The following is a 22,698-nucleotide window of genomic DNA, read 5'->3' as shown; positions in this document are numbered from 1 at the left end:
GGACCGGTTACGACAGCATCCGGGCGACCTGCCGGACGTCGAGGACGCCGCCGGCGACCGACAGCGCCGCCCACGCGCCGGCGCCGAGGCCGACCGCGGCGAACAGCGACGCCAGCCCGGAGACGTACGGCAGCACCGCCAGCACCACCGCGGCCATCCCGACGGTGACGAGACACGTCACGGCGAGCCGGCGGCCGACGCGGCCGACGCGGAACGACAGCTCCTGGTGGATGAAGTACACGTTCGAGAGCGTGTAGACGGTGTACGTGACGACGGTGGCGATGGCGGCGCCGACGACGCCGACGACGGGGATGAGCGCGAGGTTCAGCGCGGCGTTCGAGACCGCCATCGCGGACTTGATGATCGCCCGGGAGCGCGCGCGGCCGAGGTAGTCGAGGCCGTCGCTCGTCACCTTGTTCACGGCGTTGACGAGCATGAACCCCGAGAACACCTGGAGGACGGGCACCGCGCCGAGGTAGGCCTCGCCGAAGACGTACCGCACGGTCGGCTCGGCGACCAGGACCAGGCCGACGACCGCCGGGACGTACGCGATCAGGACGTACTCGAGGGAGCGCTCGTAGAGGCGCGCGGCGCGCTCGGTCTCGTCCTTCGAGGACTGCTCGCCGAGCGCCGGCGAGATGGTGTACCCGAACGCGGTCGCCGGCGCGGAGACGAAATCCGACATCTGCTTGGCGATGGTGTAGTAGCTCACCGCGGTCATGTTCAGGAGGACGCCGACCAGCAGCGTGTCCACCTTCTTGTCGAGGACGTTCGCGCCACGGGTCGCGGTCAGCGGGACGCTGTACTCCAGCAGGCGCCTGACGAGGGAGTCGGCGGGCGCGTCGGCGGCCTCGTAGTCCGTGTAGAACCTCGTGTACGCGACGTACGCGCCGACCGCGCTGGCGACCAGGAGGCTGGCGGCGTACCCGTAGAGCGCACCGCCGACGCCGAACCCCAGGACGACGAAGCCGACGACCAGCGGCAGGCGGCTCGCGGCCGACACCGACCTGACGAGTGCGCTGTACGTGACGCGGTTGAACCCCTGGAAGAGCGCGCTGAAGTAGCTGCGGTACGCGCGGCCGACGACGTAGATGCCGCCCGCCAGCAGGAACGGGACGACAGACGGCGTGCCGAGCGCTCGCGCGACCGGTCCGCCGACGAGCACGGTGGCGCCGGCGACGAGCGCGACGAGCGCCGTGAAGAAGAACAGCGACTGCCTGACGACGTGGGGGACCTGTCCGGGGTCGGTCTCCGTGAACTCCGTGACGTACCGCGCGGTGGACTTCGGGAGGCCGAGCGTCGCGAGGATGGTGACGACGCCGAGCGCGGACAGCACGAAGTTCAGCTGGCCGTACTGCTCGGGGTCGAGCAGGACGCGGGTCAACAGCAGGATGAGGACGCCGTTCGCGGCGAGGTCGAGCATCGTCGCGCCGAACGTCGCCTTGACGCCGCGCGCGATGCGGTCGACCAGCGACATCTACTCGTCGCCCTCCACGCGGTACAGCCGGAAGCCGTCGCTGGTGCGGACGCGGTCGACGCCGGGCGTCGACTCCAGCGCGCGGAAGCCGCGTGCGGGGTACCGGAAGCCGTCGTACAGGCGGACCTCGCGCTCGCGGTCGCCGGGCGTGAGCGCGAGGTAGCGGTCGTCCTCGAAGTAGTCGCTGTAGTTCCCGGCGGCGAACACCGACGGCGGCACGCCGGACTCGTAGCCGGGGAACGCGAGCGTGGTCCGGGCGCGCTCGGTGCCGTAGTGGTAGTCGACGAACCGCCGCGGGCCGCCGCGCAGGCCGGCGAACGCGACGTCGGCCTCGCGGTGCTCGAAGGCGGCGCCGTAGCCGTCGACGTTGGCGTCCGTGACGTGCTGGGACGGCTGGTACATGTACGGCGAGGAGTGGACGGCGACGAGGCCGGCGGGCGCGAGCACGAGCAACGCGACCACCACCGCGAGCGTGCCGACGCGGGACAGCCCGCGCGCGGCGAGCCAGCGGCGGGCGCGCGCCAGCCCGGCGGCCGCCGCGACGGTGACGGGCACCATCATGAACCCCTGGTAGCGGAAGTACATGTCGCCGGCGTCGGAGGCCAGCACCACGAGGAACACCGCGACGAGCGGCACGAACCCGACGGCGAGGTAGCCGGCGAGCGCGTCCGCGTCGTCGCGGCGCCGCAGGACGGCGACGGCGAGCAGGACGGCGGCGGCGACCGAGAGCGCGGCGGCCGGGCCGAACAGCTTCAGGAAGAGCTCGACGACGCTGCCGCCGACGGTCGTCAGGGACGCGGACTTCTGGGTGACGACGCCGCCCGCCTCCGGGCCCTGCCGGAGGATGCTCCGGACCGTCGACGTGAACGCGCCCTGCGCGCGCTCGAACCGCGGCGCCCACGCGAAGAACGCCGCGATCAGCAACGCGGTGTGGGCGTACAGCGGCCGGTGCGTGGCGACGCTGTCGTCCGCGCCGTAGCGCCGCACGAGGAACTGGACGCCCGCGACGGCGGCGAACACGAGCGCGACGTTCAGCGCCTGCTGGGGGTGGACGAGCACGATGGCGGCGGACGCGAGCGCGAGCAGGCCGCCCGTCCCGGTCACCGACAGCGACCGCGGGAACGCCCTGGAGTGCGGGCGGTCGCGGTGGCCGTCGTCGGGTTCGGCGCCGGCGCCCGTGTCGAGGACGCCGACGGCGTACGCGAGCGCGAGGTACAGCAGGACGGCGAACAGGAGGATGGCCTGGCTGGCGGGGTGGGCGTTCGGGTGGACGGAGACGTTGTTGATGGGCGCGAACACGGCCGCGGCGACGAGGCCGACGCCGTACGCGCGCGGGTCGCCGGCGACGAGGCGGGCGGACAGCGGCACGAACAGCAGGAAGACGAGCGGGACGGCGACGAGGACGACGTAGAGGTTCGCGAGCGCGATGGGGACGCCCGCGAGCTCCGAGGCGAGGACGGTCAGCGAGTGGACGCCCGGGTAGAGGAGGTTCGCGGGTTCGAGCGCGCCGACGGCGAGTTCGCGCGACCAGCCGGCGTGGCTGAGGGAGTCGCCGCCGCCGTAGAACCGGTAGCCGCGCAGCACGGGCATCGCGTAGACGGCGACGCTCGCGGCCGCGACGAGGCCGGCGCCGACCACCCGGGGCGGGCCGCGCGGCGGCGCGGTGAGCACGACGACGGCTCCGGCGAGGAACGCGACGGCGAGCCCCGCCCACGCCGCGGTCGGCGTCGCGGCGTACGGGGAGAGTTCGTAGCCGACGGCGGGGTTGCGGTGCGCGACGAGGACGCCGGCGGCGAGGCCGAGGCAGCCGGCGAGCAACGCGACCTTCCGAGTGCGTGACGTGGCCGTCATCGGTTGTTCGGTGCCTGGTGTCGTCGCGGTCCGTCGATTGTTATGCGGCGGTTACGCGGCGGCGAGGGGGAGTGGGGCGCGGAGCGACGCGGGGCCGGCGAGGTGGGTGGCCGCGGGGAGCGGCGACGAGTCGGCGTGGCGGGCCGACGCGGCGGCACGCGAGCCGGCGGCGTCCCGGCGCTACGCCCCATCGAGTACCTCCCGGTAGACGTCGTAGAGCCGGCGGCTGGTGCGCTCGACGCTGACCTCGCGGGCGGCCTCGCGGCCGTCCGACCGCCCGCCCTCGAGGGCGTCGGCGAGCGCGTCGGCGAGTTCGGCGTCCGTCTCGCAGGCCCGCGACAGGGAGACGCCCTCGAGGCGCGCGGGCACGTCGCCGACCGGCGTCGCCACCACGGGGAGGTTGCACGCCAGCGCCTCCTTGACGGCGTTCGGCGACCCCTCGCGGTCCGACGTGACGAGCAGCGCGTCCGCGGCGTTCATGTACGTCGGCATGTCGCGGTGGGGGACGCCGGTGACCGCGTGGAGGACGACCGGGTCGTCGACGCGGTCGCGGACGGCGTCGACGACGCCCTCCGCGCGCGGGTAGTTTTTCACCTCTCTCCCCGGGGGGTACGGGAAGAGGACGTGGTGGGCGTCCGGCCGCCAGCCGACCACGGCGCGCGCCTCGTCCCGCGGCCGCGGGCGGAACACGTCGAGGTCGACGCCGTGGGGGATGACCCGGCAGTCGGCGTCGAGCGCGTCCGCCATCTCCGGGGACATCACCACGGTCGCGTCCGCGAACCGCGCGAACCGGCGGCTCACCCAGCCGTACTCGCCGAGGAGGTCCGTCCCCCACAGGGAGACGACGACGGGGAGGTTCGGCTGGAGGACGGCGTGGGGCGCGGTCAGCCCGAAGTTCGCGTGCACGAGGTCGTAGTCGTCGAAGGACGCGCGGAGCACGCGCGGGTAGAACCGCGCGTAGTCCAGCGGCGACCGCCCGGAGTCGTCCTCGTCGTACTCGCGGCGGCCCGGCACGGCCAGCGTCGTCTGGGTGACGCCGTGGTCGGCGAGCCGCGCGACCTGCTGTTCGAAGAACCTGGCGTCCTCGGTCGTGACGAGGTTGAGCACGCGCATCGGAGCACCTACCGGCTCACCAGCCGGTACGCGGTCTTCGCGGCGGTCATCCCCGCGCCGCTGGACTCCACGGTGTAGTAGGACGCGAGGTCCGCGCCGAACTTGCTCTTGTACCGGCAGAGCCGCTCCGTGTTCGCGCCCATCAGGTCGTACGTGTCCACGGACGCCCTGGGCTCGCCGGCGGCGACGTCCTCGATGACCCGCCAGTGCAGGAGGCTGTTCACGCTCACGTCCTCGTAGGTGGTGCGCGCGCCGCCGAGCCAGTAGTACGCCGCGTCGTCGCTGTAGAGGACGACCACCCCGGAGAGGTACTCGCCGGTCGGTCCGCGCACGACGTACGTCCGGCAGCGGTCCTCGTCGGCGAGCGCGCCCGTGAGGTCGCTGACGTACTCCCAGTCGAACGTGAAACCGCGGTCCTGTTCGGCGTACCGGTCGCGCGTGTGCTCGAACACGGAGCGCACGCCGTCCTCCCTCGAGACGTCGACCTCGACGTCGAGGTCGCGGGCGTCCCGGATCTCCCGCCGCAGGCTCTTCGAGAACGACGACAGCAGCGCGTCGGTGTCCTCGTCGACGGGGAGGTGGTACGTGAACGCGGTCTCCAGGTCGAGGTCCGACCAGACGTACGGCCGCGGGTCCGGGTACGACGTCGGGCAGACCGCCCGGAACAGCGTCATCGCCCCGCCGACGTCGAGCTCGTCGAGCACCTGCTCGGCGAACCGGCCGTTCACGCGCTCGCGCTTGCGGCGCTTCGGGCTGGCCGGCATCACGAGCGGGCCGAGCCGCGGAATCCCGAAGCCGGGCGGCGGCGAGAGGACGGCGCGGCCGACCGCGCGGTCCTGGACGACGACGGGGAACAGGCCGACCGGCTGCTCGCCCTTGAACCCGCCGTACAGCCGGAGGCTGCCGGCGGCGTGGTCGCCGAGCACGTCCAGCGCCGCCGGCGCGTGGAACACCTCGAACCCCGAGTCCGGGAGCGCGCCCGCCCACTCGTCGAGCGTGAGTTCTCGAATCTCCATTGCCTGCGTGGCGCGCCCGCGAGGCATTTGTTATCCTCCGCCTTCCCGGGGCGGGCGGCCGGTAGCCGGGGAGTAACGAAGCGCTCGGCGGCGCGTGCGGGTGGCATGCTCGACGACGTGGCGGCGAAGCTGGCGTCCCACCCCGCGACCAGCCGGTTGCTGTTCAACCGCTTCACGGGGACCGCCGGCCAGTACGTGCGGGCGGCGCGGAGCCGCGGGCGCTACCAGCGGTACCGGCGGCGGTACGACGTCCACCCGGACTTCGAGTTCAACGGCCCGGGCATCACGCTGTACGGGGACGGCGACGTCGAACTCGGCGCGGACGCGTACGTCGGCCGGCACTCCCGCATCCAGGCGAAGGACGGCTGCCGCGTCCGGGTCGGCGAGAACACGGCCGTCAGCCACTTCGTGTTCGCGTACACGCAGAACCGGGTCGCCGACCAGGACATGAGCCGCGCGCCGAACCGCAACCACAGCCTCGACGTCCGCGAGGGCGACGTGGACGTCGGCCCGCACTGCTGGATCGGCGCGTTCGCGTTCCTCGCCGAGGGCTCGAGCGTCGGCGAGAACGCCGTGGTCGGCGCGAACAGCGTGGTGACCGGCGACCTGCCGCCGCACAGCGTCTCCGCCGGCGCGCCCGCCCGCGTCCGCGAGTTCAAGTCCTACCTCGACGACGCCGAGGCCGCCGACCTCGCCGCCGCCCACGCGGACGTGCTCTCCGAGCGCGTCGCCGACGCGCACCTCGACTGAGCGCGCCGCCTCAGAGCCGCGCGGCGACCGCGTCGCGGAGCGCGCCCGCCCCGAGCCCGGCGGCCTCCACGAGCGCCGCGGCCGTGGTCGCCGGGTCGTCCGGCCGCACGAACACCTGGTCGGTGGTCGCGAGCGCGTGGGCGAACGACGCGACGGCCGCCGGGTTCCGGTCGTCCGCGAGCTGCTCGGCGAGCCACTTCAGGTCGCCGTACAGCAGCCGCTGCTGGACGACGTCCTCGCGGTAGGCGTCCGGCAGCCGCGGCGTCTCGCCGGCGAGCACCGCGAAGTGCAGCCACGGGACGTCGACGCCGGACGCGACCGCCAGCGGCACCGACCCCCAGTACCGGCCGTTCACTTCCACGAGGTAGAACTCGCCGTCGGGCGTGCGCATGAACTCCACCTGGAGGGGCCCCGTCCACCCGAGCTCCGCGACCACCTCGCGGGCGTACGCGAGCATCGTCTCGTCGCGCATCCCCGTGATGAGCGTCGAGTTCCCGCCGGAGGCGGGCGTGGTGCGCAGCCGCCGCTCCTGGAAGTGCGCGAGCAGGTCGCCGTCGCGTGCGACGCCGACGGTCGTCGTGGTCTCGCCGGGGACGCGCTCCTGGACGAGCGGCGGCTCGTTGCGCGTGCCCTCGTCGGCGTGCAGCACGCGCTCGTAGGTCGTCACGAGCTCGAGGGGCGTGGCCGCGTAGTCGCTGTCGTCGACCTCGTGGGTGTGCAGGCGGCCGTCGCGGTCGGCGACGTGCTTGCTCCGGGACTTCACGACCACCGGGTAGGCGACGTCGTCGGCGAACGCCGCGACCTCGGCCAGCGACTCCGGCGCGCGCGTCTCCGGCGTCGGCACGTCGAGGCCGTCGGCGAACGAGAACGTCCGCGCCTTGTCGGCGACCCGCCGGAACCGCGGCCAGTCCTCGACGCCGACGACGGTGTCCGTCGCGGCGAGGCGGCCCTTGTTGCGCGCGACGACCGTGGTGGTGTCGTCGCTGGTCGGCAGCACCGCGAAGTGGTCGGTGTCCGCGAGGAACGCCTCGAGCTGGTCGGCGAAGGCGGCCGGCTGCTCGCCCGGGTTCGGGTGGACGAACGACCGGTCGACGTACCGCGAGAACTTGCCGATCGGGTGCGGCAGGTCGCTGCCCACGGTGACGTCGACGCCGCGCGCGCCGAGCGACGCGACGACGGTCAGGGACGCCTGGCTGTCGCCGTCCAGGACCAGCACGCGACACTCCCGGGGGTCGAAGCTGCCCATGTCTCACGTCCGTTCCCCTCGCACGGGGAAAGTAATGGACGTCGTAGCGCGCGACCGACTTCTGCCCCGCGGCGAGTAATGCGGACGTACGGTCCGTACGGCGGCTGTACGGCGGGTACGGCGGGTGTCCGGATCTGTGGGCGGCGTCCAACGAGTAGGGCCGCCGTACGTCGAGTACGGCCGCCGTACGGGGTGACCCGGCCGGCTACTCAGTCGCGCGGGAATTCGCCGGACGCGACGGCGTCCCCGGGCGGCTCGTGGAGGCCGGCCGCCTCGTAGAAGTCCGCGGGCGGGCCGACCCACGCGCCGAGGTCGAGCGCGCGAGCGACGAGCTTCCGGTAGAGCGCGCGGTGGCCGGGGAAGTCCCGCTCGCTGACGTGCCGTGGGTGCCACAGCACCGACATCACGGCGTCGTTGCGGCGCGCCTCCGCGAGCACGCGCTCGCAGGCGGCCCACGCCGCGTCGAAGTCCTCGCCGGGGTCCGGGAGCGCCTGCTCCATGACCGTCAGCGGGAAGACGACGAAGTGGTCGTCGAACGGCCGCTGGACGCCGTAGCCGTGCGCGAAGCCGTAGTCGTCGCTGGACCCGAGGCTGGCGTCGTACGCGAGGCCGACCGCGCGGTGGTGGCGCCACGTCTCCGGCGCGGCGAGGTTGAGGTAGTGCTGGCGGCCGCCCGCCACGCGGTCGCCGACCACCGCCTCGACGCGGGCCTTCTCGGCGCGCAGCCGCTCGCGGTCGCGGTAGGACTCGTAGGAGCCGTGCAGGCCGACTTCCCAGCCGCCGTCGGCGAGCGCGGCGACCACCTCGCGGATGCGGTCGTCGTCGAGGTCGTAGCGACCGGCGTACAGCCGCCACGCCTCCTCGCTGGCCCACTCGCGGACCGGGCGGTCGCGGAGCCGCTGCTCGTCGAGGAGGTAGAACGCCGACCGCACGCCCAGGTCGTCCTCGAGGGCCATCACGTTCTCGAACTGCCAGTACGGCTCGATGCCGGGCAGCAGCGACGCGAGGTGGTGGCGGCGCCGCTCGGGTTCGGTGACCGCGTAGAACAGCGACTGGTAGGTCTTGTACGGCCGGTCGACGTCGTGCGTGAGCAGCAACGCGAACTCGTGGCCGTCCGGGATCGGCCGCTCGCCGTCGCCGTCCAGCCCGGCGAAGGCCGCCGCGTCGGGGTCGTTGCCCATCATCGGTCGGCCACCTCCGCGGTGAGCGCGACGACGAACGCGGTGACGTCGACGTGGTCGGCGAGCAGGCGGCGGCGCCGCGACCGCCACCGCCGCCCGGCGTCCGGGTCGGCGACGAGGTCGACGGCCGTCGCCACGGCCGCGTCCTCGTCCGTCGTGGACGCCAGCAGGTCGCGGTCCGCGAGCGCGCGGAAGTTCCCCATCTCGCTGTCCAGGGGGTCGTACCGGACTGCCGGCGTCCCGAGCACGGCGGCCTCGATGGGCATCGTGCCCGAGTCGCCGACGTAGCAGTCCGCGAACGCGAGCAGGTCGTGCATCGCGTCCACGGGCACGGGCGCCGCGTACTCGGCGAGGTCGGCGGGGAGCGCGCCCTCGCTGGTGACGTACACGTCGCCGTGCTCGCCGAGGCCGTCCACGAGGTCGCGGACCGCGCCCGGCGAGAACCCCTCGCTGCCGTGGTCGTGGTGGGCGTCCATCGCCACCAGCCGCACCACGGCGTAGGGCTCCTCGGGGTCGACGCCGTGCTCGCGGAGGACGCCGGCGTCCGGCGAGAACCGCGCCGGGTGGAGGTACGCGAGCTCGTGGAACCCCCGGTAGCGGACGTGGCGCGCCGGCAGGTCCCGCGAGTAGTACTCGGGGGTCGCCACCACGTCGGCGAACGGCAGCGTCACGCGGTCGAGCGCGCCGGAGGCCTCCGTGTCGTGGAAGACGACGTTCGGCGCGCCGAGCGCGGCGGCGACGTGGGCCGCCGCCGGGTTCAGGCGGCTCACCACGACGTCGGGGCCGAAGCGGCGCGCGAGCCGCAGGAGGCGGAGCTCCCGGGTCGCCCACTCGCGGGCGACGCCCGCCGCCCCCGAGCGCTTCCGCGAGAGCGGGGTGTGGTCGACGCCGTGGGCGTCCAGGACGGCCGTCGTGACGTCCTTCTCGCGGGACACCACGCGGACGTCGTCGCCGCGCTCGCGGAACTCGCCGACCGCGTGCCGGAACAGGTGGGCGTGCGCCGGGTGGGTGACGTCGACGAGGACGCGCATCACTCCAGGTAGCCGAGGTCCGCGAGGCGCTGTTCGACCGCCGCGTCGTCGCCGCCCTCGCCGTCGCGGCTGCCGGACAGCGGCGCGCGCGTCCGGACCGCCCGCTCGGCGGGCGCCGACCCGGGCGCGAACACGTCCAGCACCTCGCCGTCGACGTCGCTCGGGACGCCGGCGCCCATCGCGTGCAGCAGCGTCGGCGCGAGGTCCGTGATGGACGCCCGCCGCGTCAGGCCCTCCGAGCGGAACGACGGCCCGGAGAACAGGAAGACGCCCTCCGGCATGTTCCCGCCCTCCCAGACGCCGGCGTCCGCGACGGGGTCGTCCGGACCGATCGCGTCGCTGACGTGGACGTTCCGCCCCTGGTCGACGAGCAGGTCGGGCGCGTGCTCCGCGTACGGCCCGTCGTAGTACTCCTCGCCGCGGTAGACGGCGTTCACGAGCCGCTCGCCCGTCCGCGGGTGCAACGCGGCCTCCAGCTCCCGGATCAGGTCGTCCCGGGTGGACTCGTAGTCGGGGTGGTCCCGCGGGAGCGCGAGGTACAGCGGCCCCTGGTTGCTCGCGACGGCGGTCGTCGCGTCCCAGTCCAGCACGGAGAGCACGCGGTCGCGCTTGACGCCCTCCTCCCAGGGCACCACGCGCTGGACGCGCTCCGGGACGACGCGGCCGAGCGTGTCCGCGACGCCGAGGCGCTTCGCGACGGCGAGCGCGCGCTCTTTGGTCACGCCGAGCCGCCGCAGCGCCGAGTCGACGCCCGCCTGCGTCTGGAGGTAGCCGTGCTCGGCCAGCCAGACGTTCAGGTAGAACACCGTCTCGACCTCCCAGGTGCCGTGGTCGCTCATCACGAGCACGTCGTGGCCCTCCCCGAGGAGGTCGCCGAGGTGGTCGTCGATGCGCTCCCAGGCGCGCCGCACGGGCTCGCCGTCGTAGAAGTAGTGCTGGAGGGCCATGCTGTAGAACACCGTGAGGTGGAGGAAATCCGGGTCCTCGCGGTCCAGGAGGCGCTCGGCGGCCTCGAACCGGAGGTCGATCAGGTCCAGGACCGCCTCAACCTCCGCGTCGCCCGTCTCGGTCGGCGAGATCATCGGGCTCGGGTGGACCTCGTAGTCCAGCTCCTCGCGGAGGAACGCCTCGACGTCGTCGGGCGTCGCGAACCCGGCGTCCAGCGACCGGTAGGTCGTCTCGGAGGCGTCCGGGCCGCCAGCGACGACGAACCCGTCGATGTCCTTCGGCGGGTACGTCGAGGGCTTGTTCAGGACGCCCGCGGTCAGGCCCTCGTCGTTGAGGTAGTCCCACAGCTCCGCGCTCTTGAAGTCCGTCGCGTCGTGGAAGACGTGGTCGCGGGCGTCCGTGTCGATGCGGTCGAACCGGAAGACGTCCAGCTTCCCGGGGTTCTTCCCGGTGGCGTAGCACTTCCAGTTCGGGACGGTCAGCGGCGGCAGACAGCTCTCGGAGACGCCGCCGACGCCGTCGTCGACGAGTCGCTGCAGGTTCGGGAGGCGGCCCTCGGAGAGCCACGTCCCGAGCAGGTCCCAGTTCGCGCCGTCCAGGCCGATGGTGAGTGTCGTCATTGGTCGTCGTTGGGGGTCGAGGTCGGTCGTGCGCCCGCTGCGCCGTAGTCCAGGAGGTGCATGCCGCGTTTCACGAGGTTCACCGCGCCGTCCTTCGACCGCGCGGCGACCAGCTCCGGCAGGGAGTCCGCCCACCGCTCGGGGTGGGCGAGCACGCACGCGCGGTCGACGTCGCCGCCCCGGAACACCGCCGCGAGGTCGCCGGTGGTGTCCGCGGCGGCGCGGCGGCCGCCGTCGCCCATCGTGTGGTCTTTGATCTTCAGGGGGCCGTCCCGCCACGTGCGGCCGGTGTCCGAGAAGTACGCCACGTCCTCGAAGTCCACCGAGAGGTACGCCTCCCCGAGCAGGCCGTACGCCGCGAAGCCGGGCGCGCCGTCCGCGGTCCACATCTCGCGGTTGTCGTGCGGCGACAGGGGGTTGCCGTGCATGCAGACGGTCTCGACGGTGCAGTCCCGGCGGAACACGCGGAGGTTGTTCGCGAACAGCCGGTGGGCGTCCTCGAGGTCGCCGCCGGCGCGCACGTAGTCCTCGTAGTGGTAGCCGACCTCGTGGCCGAGCCCCTCGAGGCGGCGCACGCGCTCGGCGTCGAACGTGCTCGTGCGGTAGTAGTAGGTCGCGCGGACGCCGCGGTCGGCCTCCAGGGCGGCCATCCGGTCGGCGTTCCCGGGCTTCCGGTCGACGTCGTGGCGCAGGACGACGAAGCGCTCGGGGAGGCCGTCCCGCGCGAGGTAGTCCCGGACCGTGAGGAACGCGTAGCCGGCGTCCGCCAGGGCGTCGAGGAGGTCGCCGTACGCGTCCATCGTGAAGCCGTCCGTCACGGCGGCCACCTCCGGCGGTCGGTCGGCCTCACGGCGGCCACATCCGGCGGTCGGTCGCCGTCGCTCGTCACCACCGCCGTCCCCTCGCGCATCGCTACGCCCACCCCCTGCCGACGGTGTACACGCGGTGGTCGCTGTCCGCGAGGTCGAGGGCGTCCCGGCCGTCCACGACCACGAGCGGGTCGAACGCCGCCCAGTCGACGGCGCCGAACTCGTCGTGGTCGGTCGCGAGCACGGCGGCGTCGAGGTCGCGGTCCGGCAGGTCCTCGAGCGCGACGTCCTCGGCCTGCACCCCGTCCGCGTCCACGAGCGGGTCGGCGGCGTAGACGGTCGCGCCGCGCTCGGCGAGGCGCTCGCAGACGTCGACGCCCGGGCTGGCGCGCGTCTCCGCCACGCCGGCGCGGTACGTCAGGCCGAGCACGCCGACCGCCGCGCCCTCCACGGCGCCGCCGTCGGTCGCGTACGTGTCCGTGGGCTCGCTCGCGGTCCCGCCGCGCGCGGCCAGCCCCTCCGCGACGCGGTCCGCGACGAACCCCGGCATCGCGTCGTTGACCTCGCGGGCCGTCCGCACCAGCGGCGCGTCGCCGCGCAGCCAGTTCAGCACGAAGTACGGGTAGTAGGGGATGCAGTGGCCGCCGACGCCCGGCCCGGGCGTGTGGATGTCGCAGAACGGCTGCGTGTTCGCGGCGTCGATTGCGTCCCGGACCTCGACGCCGAGCTCGTCCGTGAGCCGCGCGAGGTCGTTCGCGAGCGCGATGTTCGCGTCCCGGTACAGCCCCTCGAAGACCTTCACGGCCTCCGCGGTGGTGGCGTCCGCGACCGGGATGACGTCGTTGTCCACGAGCTCGCCGTAGACGAGCTCCGCGACGCGCGTCGACTCGTCGTCGACGCCGCCGACGACCTTCGGGTGCGCGCCCCGGACGTCCTCGAGCGCGCGGCCGCTCGACGTGCGCTCCGGGCAGACCGCCAGCCCGTACTCGCCGGCGTCGAGGCTGCCGCGGTCGTCCAGCAGCGGTTCGAGCACGTCCACGGTCGTGCGCGGCGGCACCGTCGACTCCACGAACACCGCGTCGCCCGGGGAGAGGCCGGCGGCGACGCTGCTCGCGACGTCCGTCACCGCCGAGAGGTCGGGGTCGTGGTCGTCGTCGATCAGCGTCGGCACGATGACGACGTGCAGCGACGCCTGCTCGGCCGCCGCCGCGGCGTCCGTCGTCGCGCCGAGCGCGCTCCGCGCCGACAGCGACTCGACCAGCGACGGCAGCCCGGGTTCGCCCCGGACGTGGCAGTCGCCGTCGTTCACCGCGTCGACGACCGACTGGTCGACGTCGACGCCCGTGACGTTGCCCGTCGTCTCGGCGTACACCGCGGCCAGCGGCAGCCCCATCTTCCCGAGGCCGTACACCGCGACCGGCACCTCGCCCGTCCGCAGCCACTCGGCCTGGACCCCGTCGGCGGCCGCCGCGCCGTACAGCGAGCGCGTCACGGCCGCACCTCCCGGGGCGCGCGCCCAGCGATGCGGCCGGCCACGCGCGACGCGAGCTCGACGGCCCGCACGCCGTCCTCGGCGGTCACCAGGGGTTCGGTGCCGTCGCGGACGGCCTCCGCGAACGCCGCGAGCTCGCGCTTCAGCGGCTCGGCGTGCTCGACGAGCGGGCGCTCGACGACGCTCTCGACGCGGTGCCGGAGGTCGCCGTCCGCGGCCACGTACTCGGGCGCGGAGCTCCGGTGGATCTCGACGGACTGGTCGAGGAAGTCCAGCGTGACCCGGCACTGCTCGGCCGTGACCGCGAGCCGCCGGACCTTCTGCTGGGTGACGCGGCTCGCGGTCAGGGAGGCCACGACGCCGCCGTCGAACCCGCAGGTCGCGGTGGCGTACTCGCCGTCCGCGGTGCCGGTCGCCGAGACCGACGCCGGCGTGTCCTCGAGCACCGCACAGACCACGTCGAGGTCGTGGATCATCAGGTCGTAGACGACGCTCGCCTTGATGTCGCGGTCGGCCGGCGGGCCGAGGCGCTCGGCGGTCACCGCCACGACGTCCAGGTCGGGGACGATAGTCGACAGCGTCCGGACCGCCGGGTTGAACCGCTCGACGTGCCCGACCTGGATCGCGACGCCGGCGCGGTCGGCGGCCGCCGCGAGCTCGCGGCCGCGCTCGGGGTCCGCGACGAACGGCTTCTCGACGAGCACGTGGACGCCGGCGTCGATGCAGTCCGCGACCACGTCGGCGTGCGCGGGCGTCGGCACCGCGACGGAGACGACGTCCGCCCGGGCGAGGAGCTCCGCGGTCTCGCAGGCGGCGGTGTCGTACTCCGCGGCGACGCGGTCGGCGGCCGCCGCGTCGGCGTCCGCGACGCCGACGAGCTCGGTCGCCGCCAGCTCCCGGTAGACCCGGGCGTGGTTGCGGCCCATGCTCCCGACGCCGACGACGCCCGCGCGCAGCGGCGCGTCGCTCACGGGTCCATCACCCCGCCCTCGGCGGCGTCCGCGAGCCGCTCGGCGTCGAAGGCCTTCACGGCGTCCGCGACGGCGTCGAGGTCGCCCGGCGAGAGCTGCGGGTGGACCGGCAGCGAGAGCACGCGGTCGCTGGCGCGCTCGGCGACCGGACAGGACGCCGTCACGTCGCTGTACGCCGGCTGCCGGTGGATGGGCGTCGGGTAGTAGACGCCGGTGTCGACGCCGCAGTCGGCGAGGTGCTCGCGGAGCGCGTCCCGGTCGTCCGAGCGCACGGTGTACTGGTGGTACACGGACCACGCGTGCTCGGGTTCGACGGGCGTCTCGACGCTCGCGTCCCCGAGCCGGTCGTCGAGGTAGGCGGCGTGCGCGCGCCGCGCCTCGTTGTACGACGGCAGCTTCTCGAGTTGCGCGCGCCCGATGGCCGCACACAGGCTCGTCAGCCGGAAGTTGTGACCGACGCTGGCGTGCTCGTAGCCGCTCGTGCGGCCGTGGTCGACGAACCGCCGCACGCGCTCGGCGACGCCGTCGTGGGGCGTCGTCACCATCCCGCCCTCGCCGGCGGTCATGTTCTTCGTCGGGTAGAACGAGAAGCACGCCACGTCGCCGAGCGAGCCGACCCGGTCGCCGCGGTACTCGGCGCCGTGGGCCTGCGCGGCGTCCTCGACGAGCGCGAGCGCGTGGTCGTCCGCGACGTCCCGGAGGTCCCGCACCTCGGCGGGCGTCCCGTAGAGGTGGACCGCGAGGATCGCGGCGACGTCGTCCCGGCGCGCGACCTCGTCCCGGACGGCCTCGGGGTCCAGCGTCAGCGTCTCCGGGTCGACGTCCGCGAACACGGGCTCGGCGCCCGCGTGCCGGACGGCGTTCGCGCTCGCGACGAACGAGAACGGCGTCGTCACCACCGCGTCGCCCTCGCCGACGCCGAGCGCCTCGAAGGCGGCGTGCAGCGCGGTCGTGCCGTTCGTCGTCGCGACGGCGTGCTCGACGCCGCAGTACGACGCGAACTCGTCCTCGAACTCGCGCACAACGGGGCCGTCCGCGAGCTGGCCGCTGTCGAGGACGGACAGCACGCGGTCGCGCTCGGCGTCCCCGACGTCGGGGTCGGCGACGGGGATCATCGCCGGTTCCCCCCGGTGAGGTCCTCGGGCAGCGGTTCGGTGGTGGCGGGCGCGCCGACCGCGAGCGTCGCCGGCGGCACGTCCTCGGTGACGACGGCGTTCGCCGCGACGAACGCGCGCTCGCCGACGGTCACGCCCGGCAGGAGGGTGGCGTTCGCGCCGACGGAGGCGTCGGCCTCCACGGTCGGCCCGGCGAGGTCCGCGTCCGTCCGCAGCGGGTAGGGGTCGTTCGCGAGGACGGCGTGGGGCCCGAAGAACGCGCGGTCGCCGACGGTCGTCTCCCGCGGCAGGTAGACGCCGGTCTGGAGGCTGACGCCGTCCCCGAGCTCGCAGGCGCCGTCCACGACGGCGTGCGTGCCGACGAGGACGTCGTCGCCGATGGTCGTCGGGCCGCGGACGAGCGCGCCGTGGCCGGTCGTGAACCGGTCGCCGATCTCGACGTCCGCGTAGACGACCGTGCCGCTGCGGATGGTCGGCTCGTCGCCGATGGCGGGCGCGTCCTCGCCGTCGCCGAGCGTCGCGTCCGGGTGGACGTCGGCGTCCGGGCCGAACGCGGCGTCAGTCATCCCGTCCCTCCGTCGTCGCGGCGGCCGTCGACGGACGCCGGGGCGCCGCGTCGGTTCGAGCGGCCGTACCGAGTGTGTCCTGGTGAGTCATGCGTCGGAGCCGCCGGTGGCGGTTGTCCTGCCTATCCCCCCGAGCGACCCATTGTTATGGACGGGTTTTGCGGCGTTAGCGGCCAGCTATACGGTTCGCCGCGAATTAATCGGCGCACACTTATCCGGGACGGTCGCGTCCGGTCCGGGGATGACAGCGAGCGACCCCGACGAGCGGGGGATCGTCGTCGTCTCGGTGGACGCCGAACTCGGCTGGGGGTTCCACGACCTCCCCGAGCCGCCCGCCGAGCGCGTCGAGGCCGCCCGCACCGGCTGGATCCGGCTGCTCGGCCTCCTCGACGAGTACGACGTCCCGGCGACGTGGGCGGTGGTCGGCCACCTGTTCCTCGACGACTGCGACGGCGAGCACGCCGACCACCCGACGCCGGACGGCTGGTTCGAGCGCGAGCGCGGCGACTGGGCGGGCCGCCGGGACCTCCGGTTCGCGGACGGCCTCCTCGAGCGCGTCGACGCCGCGAGCGCCGGCCACGAGGTCGGCGCGCACTCGTTCTCGCACGCGCTGTTCGGGCGCCGCGAGACGACGCCGGAGGTCGCGCGCGCGGAGCTGGCGGCGACCCGCGCGGCCGCCGACCGGCCGCTGGACTCGTTCGTGTTCCCGCGGAACAGCGTCGCCCACCGGGACGCGCTCGCGGACGCCGGCTACACGTGCTACCGCGGTCTGTCCCCGGAGCCGGCGCCCGAGCGCCCCGTCGAGCGCGTCCGGAAGCTCGCGCGGCTCGCCGCGCGGACCACGCCGCCGGTCGTCCGGCCCGTCGTCGACGAGCACGGGCTCGTGAACGTCCCCGCCTCCCAGTTCCTCTTCGACTTCGAGGGCGGGGCGCGCGCCGTCTGCGAGACACTCGCGGACGACCCGGTCGTCGCGCGGGCGCGCCGCGGCGTCGACGCGGCCGCGCGCTCCGGCGGCGTCTACCACGCGTGGCTGCACCCGAACAACGTCCGGAACGACCGGCACGCGCGCCGCCTCCGCCGCGTGCTCGGACACGTCGCCGCCCGCCGGGACGAGGGTGCCGTGCGCGTCGAGCCGATGGGCGCGGTCGCCGACCGGGCGCTCGACGCCGCGTGAGTACGCGCCGCCCGGGCGCCGCTACCGCTACTCGCCGCCGCAGGCGCCACAGCAGCCGCCGCCCGGCCGCGTCAGCACGACGTTCCGGCGGTCGAACGTCGAGTCCGTGAGCGCGAGCGCGCGCCCCGTGACGGCGAGGCGGACGTCACGCAGGCTCCCGCGGACGTTCTCCGCGAGCACGCCGTCGCGGTCCTCGCCCGGCTGGTGGACGCAGACGTCGACCAGCTCGCAGCCCTCCGTGTTCGCCGCCTCGATGGCCGCGCCGCCCGCCGCCGACCCCGTGACGGCGACGCGCTCGCAGCGGAACGGGCCGCGGCCCGCCTCGGTTCCGCCGCCGTCCGGGCTCTTCACGCGCACCGCGTTCACGCCGTCCGCGTCGACGTGCAGCCGGCAGTCCCTGACGGTCGCGGACTCCAGTTCGGACGCGAACGTCACCGCGCCGTCGCTGCCGGGCGCCGCGAGCATGTCGACCCGGCAGTCCTCGACGAGCAGCGACCGGCCGGCGCGCAGCCGGACGCCGCGCAGGTTCTCGAAGTCGCTGTCCGCGTCGTCCACGACGACGTGTGCGCCCCGCACGACGCTGGCCTCGCTGGTCTCGATGCGGACGCTCGCCACGCCGTTGTTCGCGAAGTAGCCGCCGTCGACGGTCACCGACCCATCCGGCGGGTCCGCGTACAGGCCGTTGTCCGGGAACCCCTCGATGCGGCAGTCCACGAACCGGACGTCGCCGTGGTTGTCGTCGCCGACCTCGCAGCCGGTGACGCCCGTGCCGGCGACGCCGCCGTCCGGCAGCGACAGCCGCTCGACGACGCCCGTCCCCTGGCTGTCCGTGACGTCGAGGCGCACCTGGTCCTGGGGGACGTCGATCTCGCCGCGCACGGAGACGTCCACGAGCTCCACGCGGTCGTCGGCCGCCGCGAACACCGGCCGGCCGCCCGTCTCGGGCGCCGTGAAGTCGAAGGTGAGCCCGGCGACGTACACCTCGGTCAGCGGCTCCGGCCAGCCGAGGCCGAACAGGGTATCGGAGAACCCCTCCCGGGGGACGACGGTCGCCGCCGGGCCGTAGAGGCCGAAGCGCTGCCCCGCGCCGAGCGCGAAGCTCTCCGTGATCCGGTAGCGGCCCTCCGGCAGGAAGACGAGGCTGCCGTCGGCCGCGGCGTCCGCGAGCACGCCCTCGACCGGCTCCTCGCCGGTCGGGTCGGCGCCCGCCCGCTCGAGGTTCACCACGTCGTCGAGCCCCCACGCGTCCGCGACCTCGCGGGGCGGCGACGGCGCGTCCTCGGTGACCGGGTCGGGCGGCCGCTCCGGCGGTGCCGTCGTCTGGCCCGACGGGGTCGTGGGCGGGTCGCTCCGGGTGCGCGAGCAGCCGGCGGTCGCGAGCGCGCCGACGGCGCAGACGCTGCGCAGGAACCTGCGGCGGTGCATTCGCCCGTTCCGTCGACCCACAGCCGCTTTGTTATGGGCGGCGAACGAGAACAGTCCCGGCCTACCCGGCCCGCGGCCGCGCGTAGGCTCTCCTTTCCCCGGGGACGCGCCCGCTCACCGCGCGTCCAGTTCCGCGTACGACAGCGCCCACGTCTCACCGTCGCGGAGGTCGAGGCCGTTCATCCGCCAGTCCCGTCCGTCGTCGCCCGTGAGGTCGTAGGCGACGAGCAGCGTCGGCGACGTCACCCGCGACAGCGGCGGCCGGTCGTCCGGCAGGAAGCCGTGCGCGCGGAGCACGGACCGCGGGATCGCCGACCCGGCGTACGCGAGCAGGTCGCTGTCGGCGTACTCGCGGACGACCGCGGCGAGCGCCGCGCGCAGGCCGGCGTCCCGGCGGTCGCCGCCGCGCAGCGGCAGCGCGTCGACGACGTTCGTCGTGGTGACGCCGTCCGCGTCGGTCTGCGTCCCGGTGACGACCGCGGCGACCGGGTCGCCGCCGGCGCGCGCGACGAACGCCTCGTACGCCCAGTCCGGGTTCCCGTACCGCCACGAGAGGAACGCCGCGTCGCGGTCGGCGTGCACGCCCGCCGGGACGCCGCGCTCGTACAGCGACGCCAGCGGCTCCACCGGCACGTCGCGGTACCGGACGACGGTCACGTCCTCGGGGGCGGCCGCCAGTCGGTCGCGCGCGCCCAGGTAGCCGCGGGCGGCGGGCGCGGCGAGCCTCGACAGCCCCGCCGCGGCCGCGGAGTCCCGCGTCGCGGCGGCGAGCGCGCCCGGGTCCTGGACGCGGTAGTGCGACGGGAGGTCCGCGACGACCTCGCCGCCCGCCTTCAGGAAGCCCGGCCGCGCCGCGTCGTTCGGGACGTTGAAGCAGAGGGCGGTCGGCATCCCGGCGTAGTGCTCGAGCGCGCGCTCCGTCAGGCGCGTGAACACGCCGCGGCGGCGGTGGTCGGGGTGAACCATCGTGTCGCCGAACCGCAGGCCGAGCACCGGGTCGCCGCCGACGCGGAACCGGAACGGCACCTGGGGGCGCGCGCCGGCGAACGCGCCGTCGCGGTCGCGCTCCGCGACCAGGACGGGGACGTGGCTCGCCCGCGGGTTGTCGAGGTACTTCCAGTCGAACCAGTCGTCGCCGCCGCCGCCGAACGTGTCCGCGTACAGCGCGAGCACCGCCTCGCGGTCGCCGGGCTCGAACCACCGGACGGTGTAGTCGTCGTCGGCGTCACCCATCGGTCAGTCCGTCGGCTCCGGGGTGACCGCGGCGTCCTCGGCGGCGGCGCGGTAGACGTCGCAGTCCTCGGCGTGGTCGAACTCGTGGCGGTCGTTGCAGATGTCGGCCTTCATCGGGGAGACGAACTCCCCGGCGGCCTCGCAGTACGGCCGCTCGTGGTCGAAGTCGTGGTCGTCGTCGCTCGCGCGGTACTCGAGGTATGGGCAGGGCATCGCCGAACGAAACGACGCAGGTCCACTATGTTACCCGGGGATTAGCCGGCGGCAGTCGTCGGCTGCCGGCGACGGCAGGGCGGTCCCAGCCACGGCGCTGCGGCCGGCCGGCCTCGCGTCGCGGTGCGTTCGCGCGCTCTCGCCCCGTCCGCCTCACGTCATCCCGAGGCGTTCGCGGGCCTCGTCGGGCGTCGCGAGCTCGCAGCCCAGGAGGTCGACGATGCGCGCCGTGCGCTCGACCAGCTGGGCGTTCTCCTGGACGGGCTCGCCGCGCCGCAGGTAGAGGTTGTCCTCCATGCCGACGCGGACGTGGCCGCCGAGGATGACCGACAGCGTCGTCAGCGGGAGCTGGTGGGGGCCGACCGCGAGGAGGTTGAACTCCGCGCCCTCGGGGAGGTTCGACACCATGTTGAGGACGTTCCTCGGCGTCGGCGGCGTGAACGTCCCGTGCCCGAAGATGAGGTTGACGTAGTAGGGCTCCTCGATGGCGTCGCGCTCGACGAGCCGGTGGGCCTCGTTCAGGTGGCCGTTGTTGAAACACTCCAGCTCGGGCTTGATGTCCTTCTCGCGCATCTCCGCGGCGAGCCGGTCGATGTTGTGGCGGGTGTGCTCGGTGATGATGTGCTGGCCGCGGTTGAACGGCCCCATGTCGAGGCTCGCCATCTCCGGCAGCGGGTCCGTGCGGATGCCCTGCACGCGGGCGTCGTACGTGCTCTGGCCGCCGGTCGTGTTCTGGACGATGATGTCGTCACAGCGCTCCCGGACCGCGTCGTTGACGTCCTGGAGGCGCGCCGCGTCGTTCTCGCCGTGCTCGTCGCGGCCGTGCAGGTGGACGATGGCGGCGCCGAGGTCCTCGCAGGCCGCGACCTGCTCGGCGATCTCCGCGGGCTGCTCCGGGAGGTTCGGGTTCGCGTCCTTCCCGTGGACGCCGCCCGTCGGCGCGACCGTCAGGATGACCTTCCGGTCGTCCAGGTAGTCCTCGTAGCTCATGTGGCTGCACGAAACCCCGGGAGAGAGCGCCTTTGTTGTGCCCCCCTTACCGCGTCTGCGCCCGGCGTCGAGCGCTCGCCGCGGCGTTCGCGGGGTCCTTCCAGCCCCCGGCGCGCCGCCGCTGGCCCGCCGCCTGTGCCCACCGCAGCGCGCTCGAGTGCGCTGCTCGGCGACGGTCGCGCGGTCGCATCCGAGGACGCCCGGGGCCGCGGCCTGCGCGTCGCTACCGTCCGCCCGGCCGCCACTGCGGTCCAGCGGCCGACGACACGGTTATACGGCGCCTGTGGCGTTTACGCCGGCAGTAGCAGTCGGCTGCCAGCGCCGAACGACGTAAGTTCCGGTGGCCCCTACGGTCGGTCGTGTCCGCCAAACGGAGCCGTGTCGGCTCGTGGTAGGCGAGCGTTTCGACCTGCCCGAGGACCCGCGGCTCGCACCGAAGTACGTCCGCGTCGTCGACAGCGGCGCCGCCGCGCCCGTCGTGCTCGTCGGCGTCGTCCACGACCACCCGGCGAGCGTCTATCGCGCGCGCACCGTCGTCGACGCCGTCGCACCCGGAGCGGTGGCGCTGGAGCTGCCGGACGCGCTCGTCGACCTGTTCGCGACGTACGCCGAGCGCGGCGACGGCGTCGGCGGCGAGATGGCGGCCGCCGTCGACGCCGCGGGCGACGCGACGGTGGTCGGCATCGACGCCCCCAACCCGGGGTCGCTGCGCGCGCTCGCCGCGGAGGCGCGCGCCGCGGACGCGTCGCCGCGGGACGTCGCGCGCACCGTCAGGGAGTTCGGCCGACTCGCCGCGGAGACCGCCCGCGGCTGGCTCGCGGCGGCCGGCGTCCCCGGCGAGTGGGTCGACGGCGTGCCGGGCGGCGCGCAGACGTTCGACTGCAGCGCCGGCGACGCGCCCGCCGACCAGGCCGCCCACGAGGCGGCCCACGTCCGCCGGAGCACGTCGCTGCTGCGGTCGTTCGAGGTGCCCGCCGCGGCGCGGCTGCTGGACGCGGCCCGCGAGCGCTACATGGCCGAGCGCCTCGCCGCGCTCGGCGGGCAGTCCGCCGTGGTGGCCGTCGTGGGGTACAGCCACCTCGACGCGGTCGCCGACGCCCTCGCGGGCGAGGAATAGGAACGGGCGGCGGCGCGTCCGGCGCGACCGACCGCGCCGTCAGTGGTTCAGTCGGACCCGGTTCTCGGAGATGGAGTCGACCTCGTCGTGGGCGAGGACGTACATCTCGTCGTCCTTGTCGCCCATCCCGAGCCGCTGGCGGATGCTGTCTGCGAGCCCGCGCTCGGGCTCGACGTGCGCCTCGTCGCCCTGTACTTGCGTTATCTTCCCGATCGTGTCGCCGTCCTTCGTGACGACGCGTTTGCCCTCGTCGCTGGAGTCGAACGCTCTGACCATTGTGAATCCGTGGCCGGTCGGTGCGGCCACGTCGGCGGCTACAGCGACGCGTTGCATTGTAATACCGCAGCTACGCGTCCGTGG

Annotated in this window: 21 protein-coding genes; 3 read left to right on the top strand and 18 right to left on the bottom strand. The window is 74.3% G+C overall.

Features of this window, described 5'->3' with window-relative positions; genetic code table 11:
• Nucleotides 1-7 precede the first annotated feature (7 nt).
• From U5911_RS02700 to U5911_RS02685, 4 genes are all read right to left on the bottom strand, one after another.
• Entirely contained in the window at nt 8-1,477 is a 1,470-nt protein-coding gene (locus tag U5911_RS02700) for a flippase (RefSeq protein ID WP_336035087.1), read from the bottom strand.
• The gene (locus tag U5911_RS02695; RefSeq protein WP_336035086.1) at nt 1,478-3,328 is read right to left on the bottom strand and encodes a hypothetical protein; all 1,851 of its coding nucleotides are present in this window, start codon (nt 3,326-3,328) and stop codon (nt 1,478-1,480) included. It abuts the gene before it with no gap.
• A 180-nt stretch (nt 3,329-3,508) separates the two neighbouring features.
• Complete coding sequence (locus tag U5911_RS02690) at nt 3,509-4,441, bottom strand: glycosyltransferase family 4 protein (RefSeq protein WP_336035084.1); 933 nt, start codon at nt 4,439-4,441, stop codon at nt 3,509-3,511.
• A gap of 8 nt (nt 4,442-4,449) precedes the next feature.
• Nucleotides 4,450-5,457: a GNAT family N-acetyltransferase gene (locus U5911_RS02685; protein WP_336035877.1), complete on the bottom strand. Its 1,008-nt coding sequence runs from the start codon at nt 5,455-5,457 to the stop codon at nt 4,450-4,452.
• A gap of 105 nt (nt 5,458-5,562) precedes the next feature.
• On the opposite strand from U5911_RS02685, the gene U5911_RS02680 reads away from it, so the two are divergent.
• Nucleotides 5,563-6,207 carry an acyltransferase gene (locus tag U5911_RS02680; RefSeq protein ID WP_336035082.1) on the top strand — a complete coding sequence of 215 codons (645 nt, stop codon included), beginning with the start codon at nt 5,563-5,565 and terminating at the stop codon, nt 6,205-6,207.
• A 10-nt stretch (nt 6,208-6,217) separates the two neighbouring features.
• Here U5911_RS02680 and U5911_RS02675 read toward each other — a convergent pair whose 3' ends face one another.
• From U5911_RS02675 to U5911_RS02635, 9 genes are all read right to left on the bottom strand, one after another.
• On the bottom strand, nt 6,218-7,453 hold the full coding sequence (locus tag U5911_RS02675) for a carboxylate--amine ligase (protein WP_336035081.1): 1,236 nt from the start codon (nt 7,451-7,453) through the stop codon (nt 6,218-6,220).
• 209 nt (nt 7,454-7,662) lie between these two features.
• Nucleotides 7,663-8,634 (bottom strand): polysaccharide deacetylase family protein, encoded by a 972-nt coding sequence (locus U5911_RS02670; RefSeq protein WP_418771518.1) that lies wholly within the window; start codon nt 8,632-8,634, stop codon nt 7,663-7,665.
• Nucleotides 8,634-9,665 (bottom strand): DUF354 domain-containing protein, encoded by a 1,032-nt coding sequence (locus U5911_RS02665; RefSeq protein ID WP_336035077.1) that lies wholly within the window; start codon nt 9,663-9,665, stop codon nt 8,634-8,636. Before U5911_RS02665 ends, U5911_RS02670 begins: the two co-directional genes overlap by 1 nt.
• A complete protein-coding gene (locus U5911_RS02660; RefSeq protein WP_336035075.1) occupies nt 9,665-11,233 on the bottom strand; it encodes an alkaline phosphatase family protein in 1,569 nt (522 codons plus the stop codon). The genes U5911_RS02665 and U5911_RS02660 overlap by 1 nt, the downstream gene beginning before the upstream one ends.
• Complete coding sequence (locus U5911_RS02655) at nt 11,230-12,051, bottom strand: polysaccharide deacetylase family protein (RefSeq protein WP_336035073.1); 822 nt, start codon at nt 12,049-12,051, stop codon at nt 11,230-11,232. The genes U5911_RS02660 and U5911_RS02655 overlap by 4 nt, the downstream gene beginning before the upstream one ends.
• A gap of 94 nt (nt 12,052-12,145) precedes the next feature.
• Nucleotides 12,146-13,534, bottom strand: coding sequence for a nucleotide sugar dehydrogenase (locus tag U5911_RS02650; protein ID WP_336035071.1), 1,389 nt, complete (start codon nt 13,532-13,534; stop codon nt 12,146-12,148).
• A complete protein-coding gene (locus U5911_RS02645; RefSeq protein ID WP_336035070.1) occupies nt 13,531-14,505 on the bottom strand; it encodes a Gfo/Idh/MocA family oxidoreductase in 975 nt (324 codons plus the stop codon). The genes U5911_RS02650 and U5911_RS02645 overlap by 4 nt, the downstream gene beginning before the upstream one ends.
• On the bottom strand, nt 14,502-15,620 hold the full coding sequence (locus U5911_RS02640) for a DegT/DnrJ/EryC1/StrS family aminotransferase (protein ID WP_336035068.1): 1,119 nt from the start codon (nt 15,618-15,620) through the stop codon (nt 14,502-14,504). The genes U5911_RS02645 and U5911_RS02640 overlap by 4 nt, the downstream gene beginning before the upstream one ends.
• Nucleotides 15,617-16,186: an acyltransferase gene (locus tag U5911_RS02635; protein WP_336035067.1), complete on the bottom strand. Its 570-nt coding sequence runs from the start codon at nt 16,184-16,186 to the stop codon at nt 15,617-15,619. Before U5911_RS02635 ends, U5911_RS02640 begins: the two co-directional genes overlap by 4 nt.
• 241 nt (nt 16,187-16,427) lie before the next feature.
• On the opposite strand from U5911_RS02635, the gene U5911_RS02630 reads away from it, so the two are divergent.
• A complete protein-coding gene (locus U5911_RS02630; RefSeq protein ID WP_336035066.1) occupies nt 16,428-17,360 on the top strand; it encodes a polysaccharide deacetylase family protein in 933 nt (310 codons plus the stop codon).
• 27 nt (nt 17,361-17,387) lie between these two features.
• On the opposite strand, the gene U5911_RS02625 is transcribed toward U5911_RS02630, so the two are convergent.
• From U5911_RS02625 to U5911_RS02610, 4 genes are all read right to left on the bottom strand, one after another.
• Nucleotides 17,388-18,785 carry a right-handed parallel beta-helix repeat-containing protein gene (locus U5911_RS02625; RefSeq protein WP_336035065.1) on the bottom strand — a complete coding sequence of 466 codons (1,398 nt, stop codon included), beginning with the start codon at nt 18,783-18,785 and terminating at the stop codon, nt 17,388-17,390.
• A gap of 114 nt (nt 18,786-18,899) precedes the next feature.
• On the bottom strand, nt 18,900-20,018 hold the full coding sequence (locus tag U5911_RS02620; protein WP_336035064.1) for a GNAT family N-acetyltransferase: 1,119 nt from the start codon (nt 20,016-20,018) through the stop codon (nt 18,900-18,902).
• Nucleotides 20,019-20,021: 3 nt separating this feature from the next.
• Nucleotides 20,022-20,231, bottom strand: a complete 210-nt coding sequence (locus U5911_RS02615) for a hypothetical protein (protein WP_336035062.1) — start codon at nt 20,229-20,231, stop codon at nt 20,022-20,024.
• 153 nt (nt 20,232-20,384) lie between these two features.
• A complete protein-coding gene (locus tag U5911_RS02610; protein WP_336035060.1) occupies nt 20,385-21,221 on the bottom strand; it encodes a beta-keto acid cleavage family enzyme in 837 nt (278 codons plus the stop codon).
• A gap of 388 nt (nt 21,222-21,609) precedes the next feature.
• On the opposite strand from U5911_RS02610, the gene U5911_RS02605 reads away from it, so the two are divergent.
• Nucleotides 21,610-22,338: a hypothetical protein gene (locus U5911_RS02605; RefSeq protein WP_336035058.1), complete on the top strand. Its 729-nt coding sequence runs from the start codon at nt 21,610-21,612 to the stop codon at nt 22,336-22,338.
• Between the two features lie 39 nt (nt 22,339-22,377).
• Here U5911_RS02605 and U5911_RS02600 read toward each other — a convergent pair whose 3' ends face one another.
• Nucleotides 22,378-22,614, bottom strand: a complete 237-nt coding sequence (locus tag U5911_RS02600; RefSeq protein WP_336035056.1) for a hypothetical protein — start codon at nt 22,612-22,614, stop codon at nt 22,378-22,380.
• Nucleotides 22,615-22,698 lie beyond the last annotated feature (84 nt).

This window comes from Halobacterium yunchengense (assembly GCF_037031165.1).
Lineage (GTDB): Archaea > Halobacteriota > Halobacteria > Halobacteriales > Halobacteriaceae > Halobacterium > Halobacterium yunchengense.
Note: the sequence above shows the minus strand (reverse complement) of the source record. Positions and strands in the feature narration are given on the sequence as shown.

Bases quoted from the DNA above. Each gene is read 5' to 3' on its own strand.
- U5911_RS02700 (WP_336035087.1), bottom strand. From the start codon at position 1,477: ATGTCGCTGGTCGACCGCATCGCGCGCGGCGTCAAGGCGACGTTCGGC.
- U5911_RS02695 (WP_336035086.1), bottom strand. From the start codon at position 3,328: ATGACGGCCACGTCACGCACTCGGAAGGTCGCGTTGCTCGCCGGCTGC.
- U5911_RS02690 (WP_336035084.1), bottom strand. From the start codon at position 4,441: ATGCGCGTGCTCAACCTCGTCACGACCGAGGACGCCAGGTTCTTCGAA.
- U5911_RS02685 (WP_336035877.1), bottom strand. From the start codon at position 5,457: ATGGAGATTCGAGAACTCACGCTCGACGAGTGGGCGGGCGCGCTCCCG.
- U5911_RS02680 (WP_336035082.1), top strand. From the start codon at position 5,563: ATGCTCGACGACGTGGCGGCGAAGCTGGCGTCCCACCCCGCGACCAGC.
- U5911_RS02675 (WP_336035081.1), bottom strand. From the start codon at position 7,453: ATGGGCAGCTTCGACCCCCGGGAGTGTCGCGTGCTGGTCCTGGACGGC.
- U5911_RS02670 (WP_418771518.1), bottom strand. From the start codon at position 8,634: ATGGGCAACGACCCCGACGCGGCGGCCTTCGCCGGGCTGGACGGCGAC.
- U5911_RS02665 (WP_336035077.1), bottom strand. From the start codon at position 9,665: ATGCGCGTCCTCGTCGACGTCACCCACCCGGCGCACGCCCACCTGTTC.
- U5911_RS02660 (WP_336035075.1), bottom strand. From the start codon at position 11,233: ATGACGACACTCACCATCGGCCTGGACGGCGCGAACTGGGACCTGCTC.
- U5911_RS02640 (WP_336035068.1), bottom strand. From the start codon at position 15,620: ATGATCCCCGTCGCCGACCCCGACGTCGGGGACGCCGAGCGCGACCGC.
- U5911_RS02635 (WP_336035067.1), bottom strand. From the start codon at position 16,186: ATGACTGACGCCGCGTTCGGCCCGGACGCCGACGTCCACCCGGACGCG.
- U5911_RS02630 (WP_336035066.1), top strand. From the start codon at position 16,428: ATGACAGCGAGCGACCCCGACGAGCGGGGGATCGTCGTCGTCTCGGTG.
- U5911_RS02625 (WP_336035065.1), bottom strand. From the start codon at position 18,785: ATGCACCGCCGCAGGTTCCTGCGCAGCGTCTGCGCCGTCGGCGCGCTC.
- U5911_RS02620 (WP_336035064.1), bottom strand. From the start codon at position 20,018: ATGGGTGACGCCGACGACGACTACACCGTCCGGTGGTTCGAGCCCGGC.
- U5911_RS02615 (WP_336035062.1), bottom strand. From the start codon at position 20,231: ATGCCCTGCCCATACCTCGAGTACCGCGCGAGCGACGACGACCACGAC.
- U5911_RS02610 (WP_336035060.1), bottom strand. From the start codon at position 21,221: ATGAGCTACGAGGACTACCTGGACGACCGGAAGGTCATCCTGACGGTC.
- U5911_RS02600 (WP_336035056.1), bottom strand. From the start codon at position 22,614: ATGGTCAGAGCGTTCGACTCCAGCGACGAGGGCAAACGCGTCGTCACG.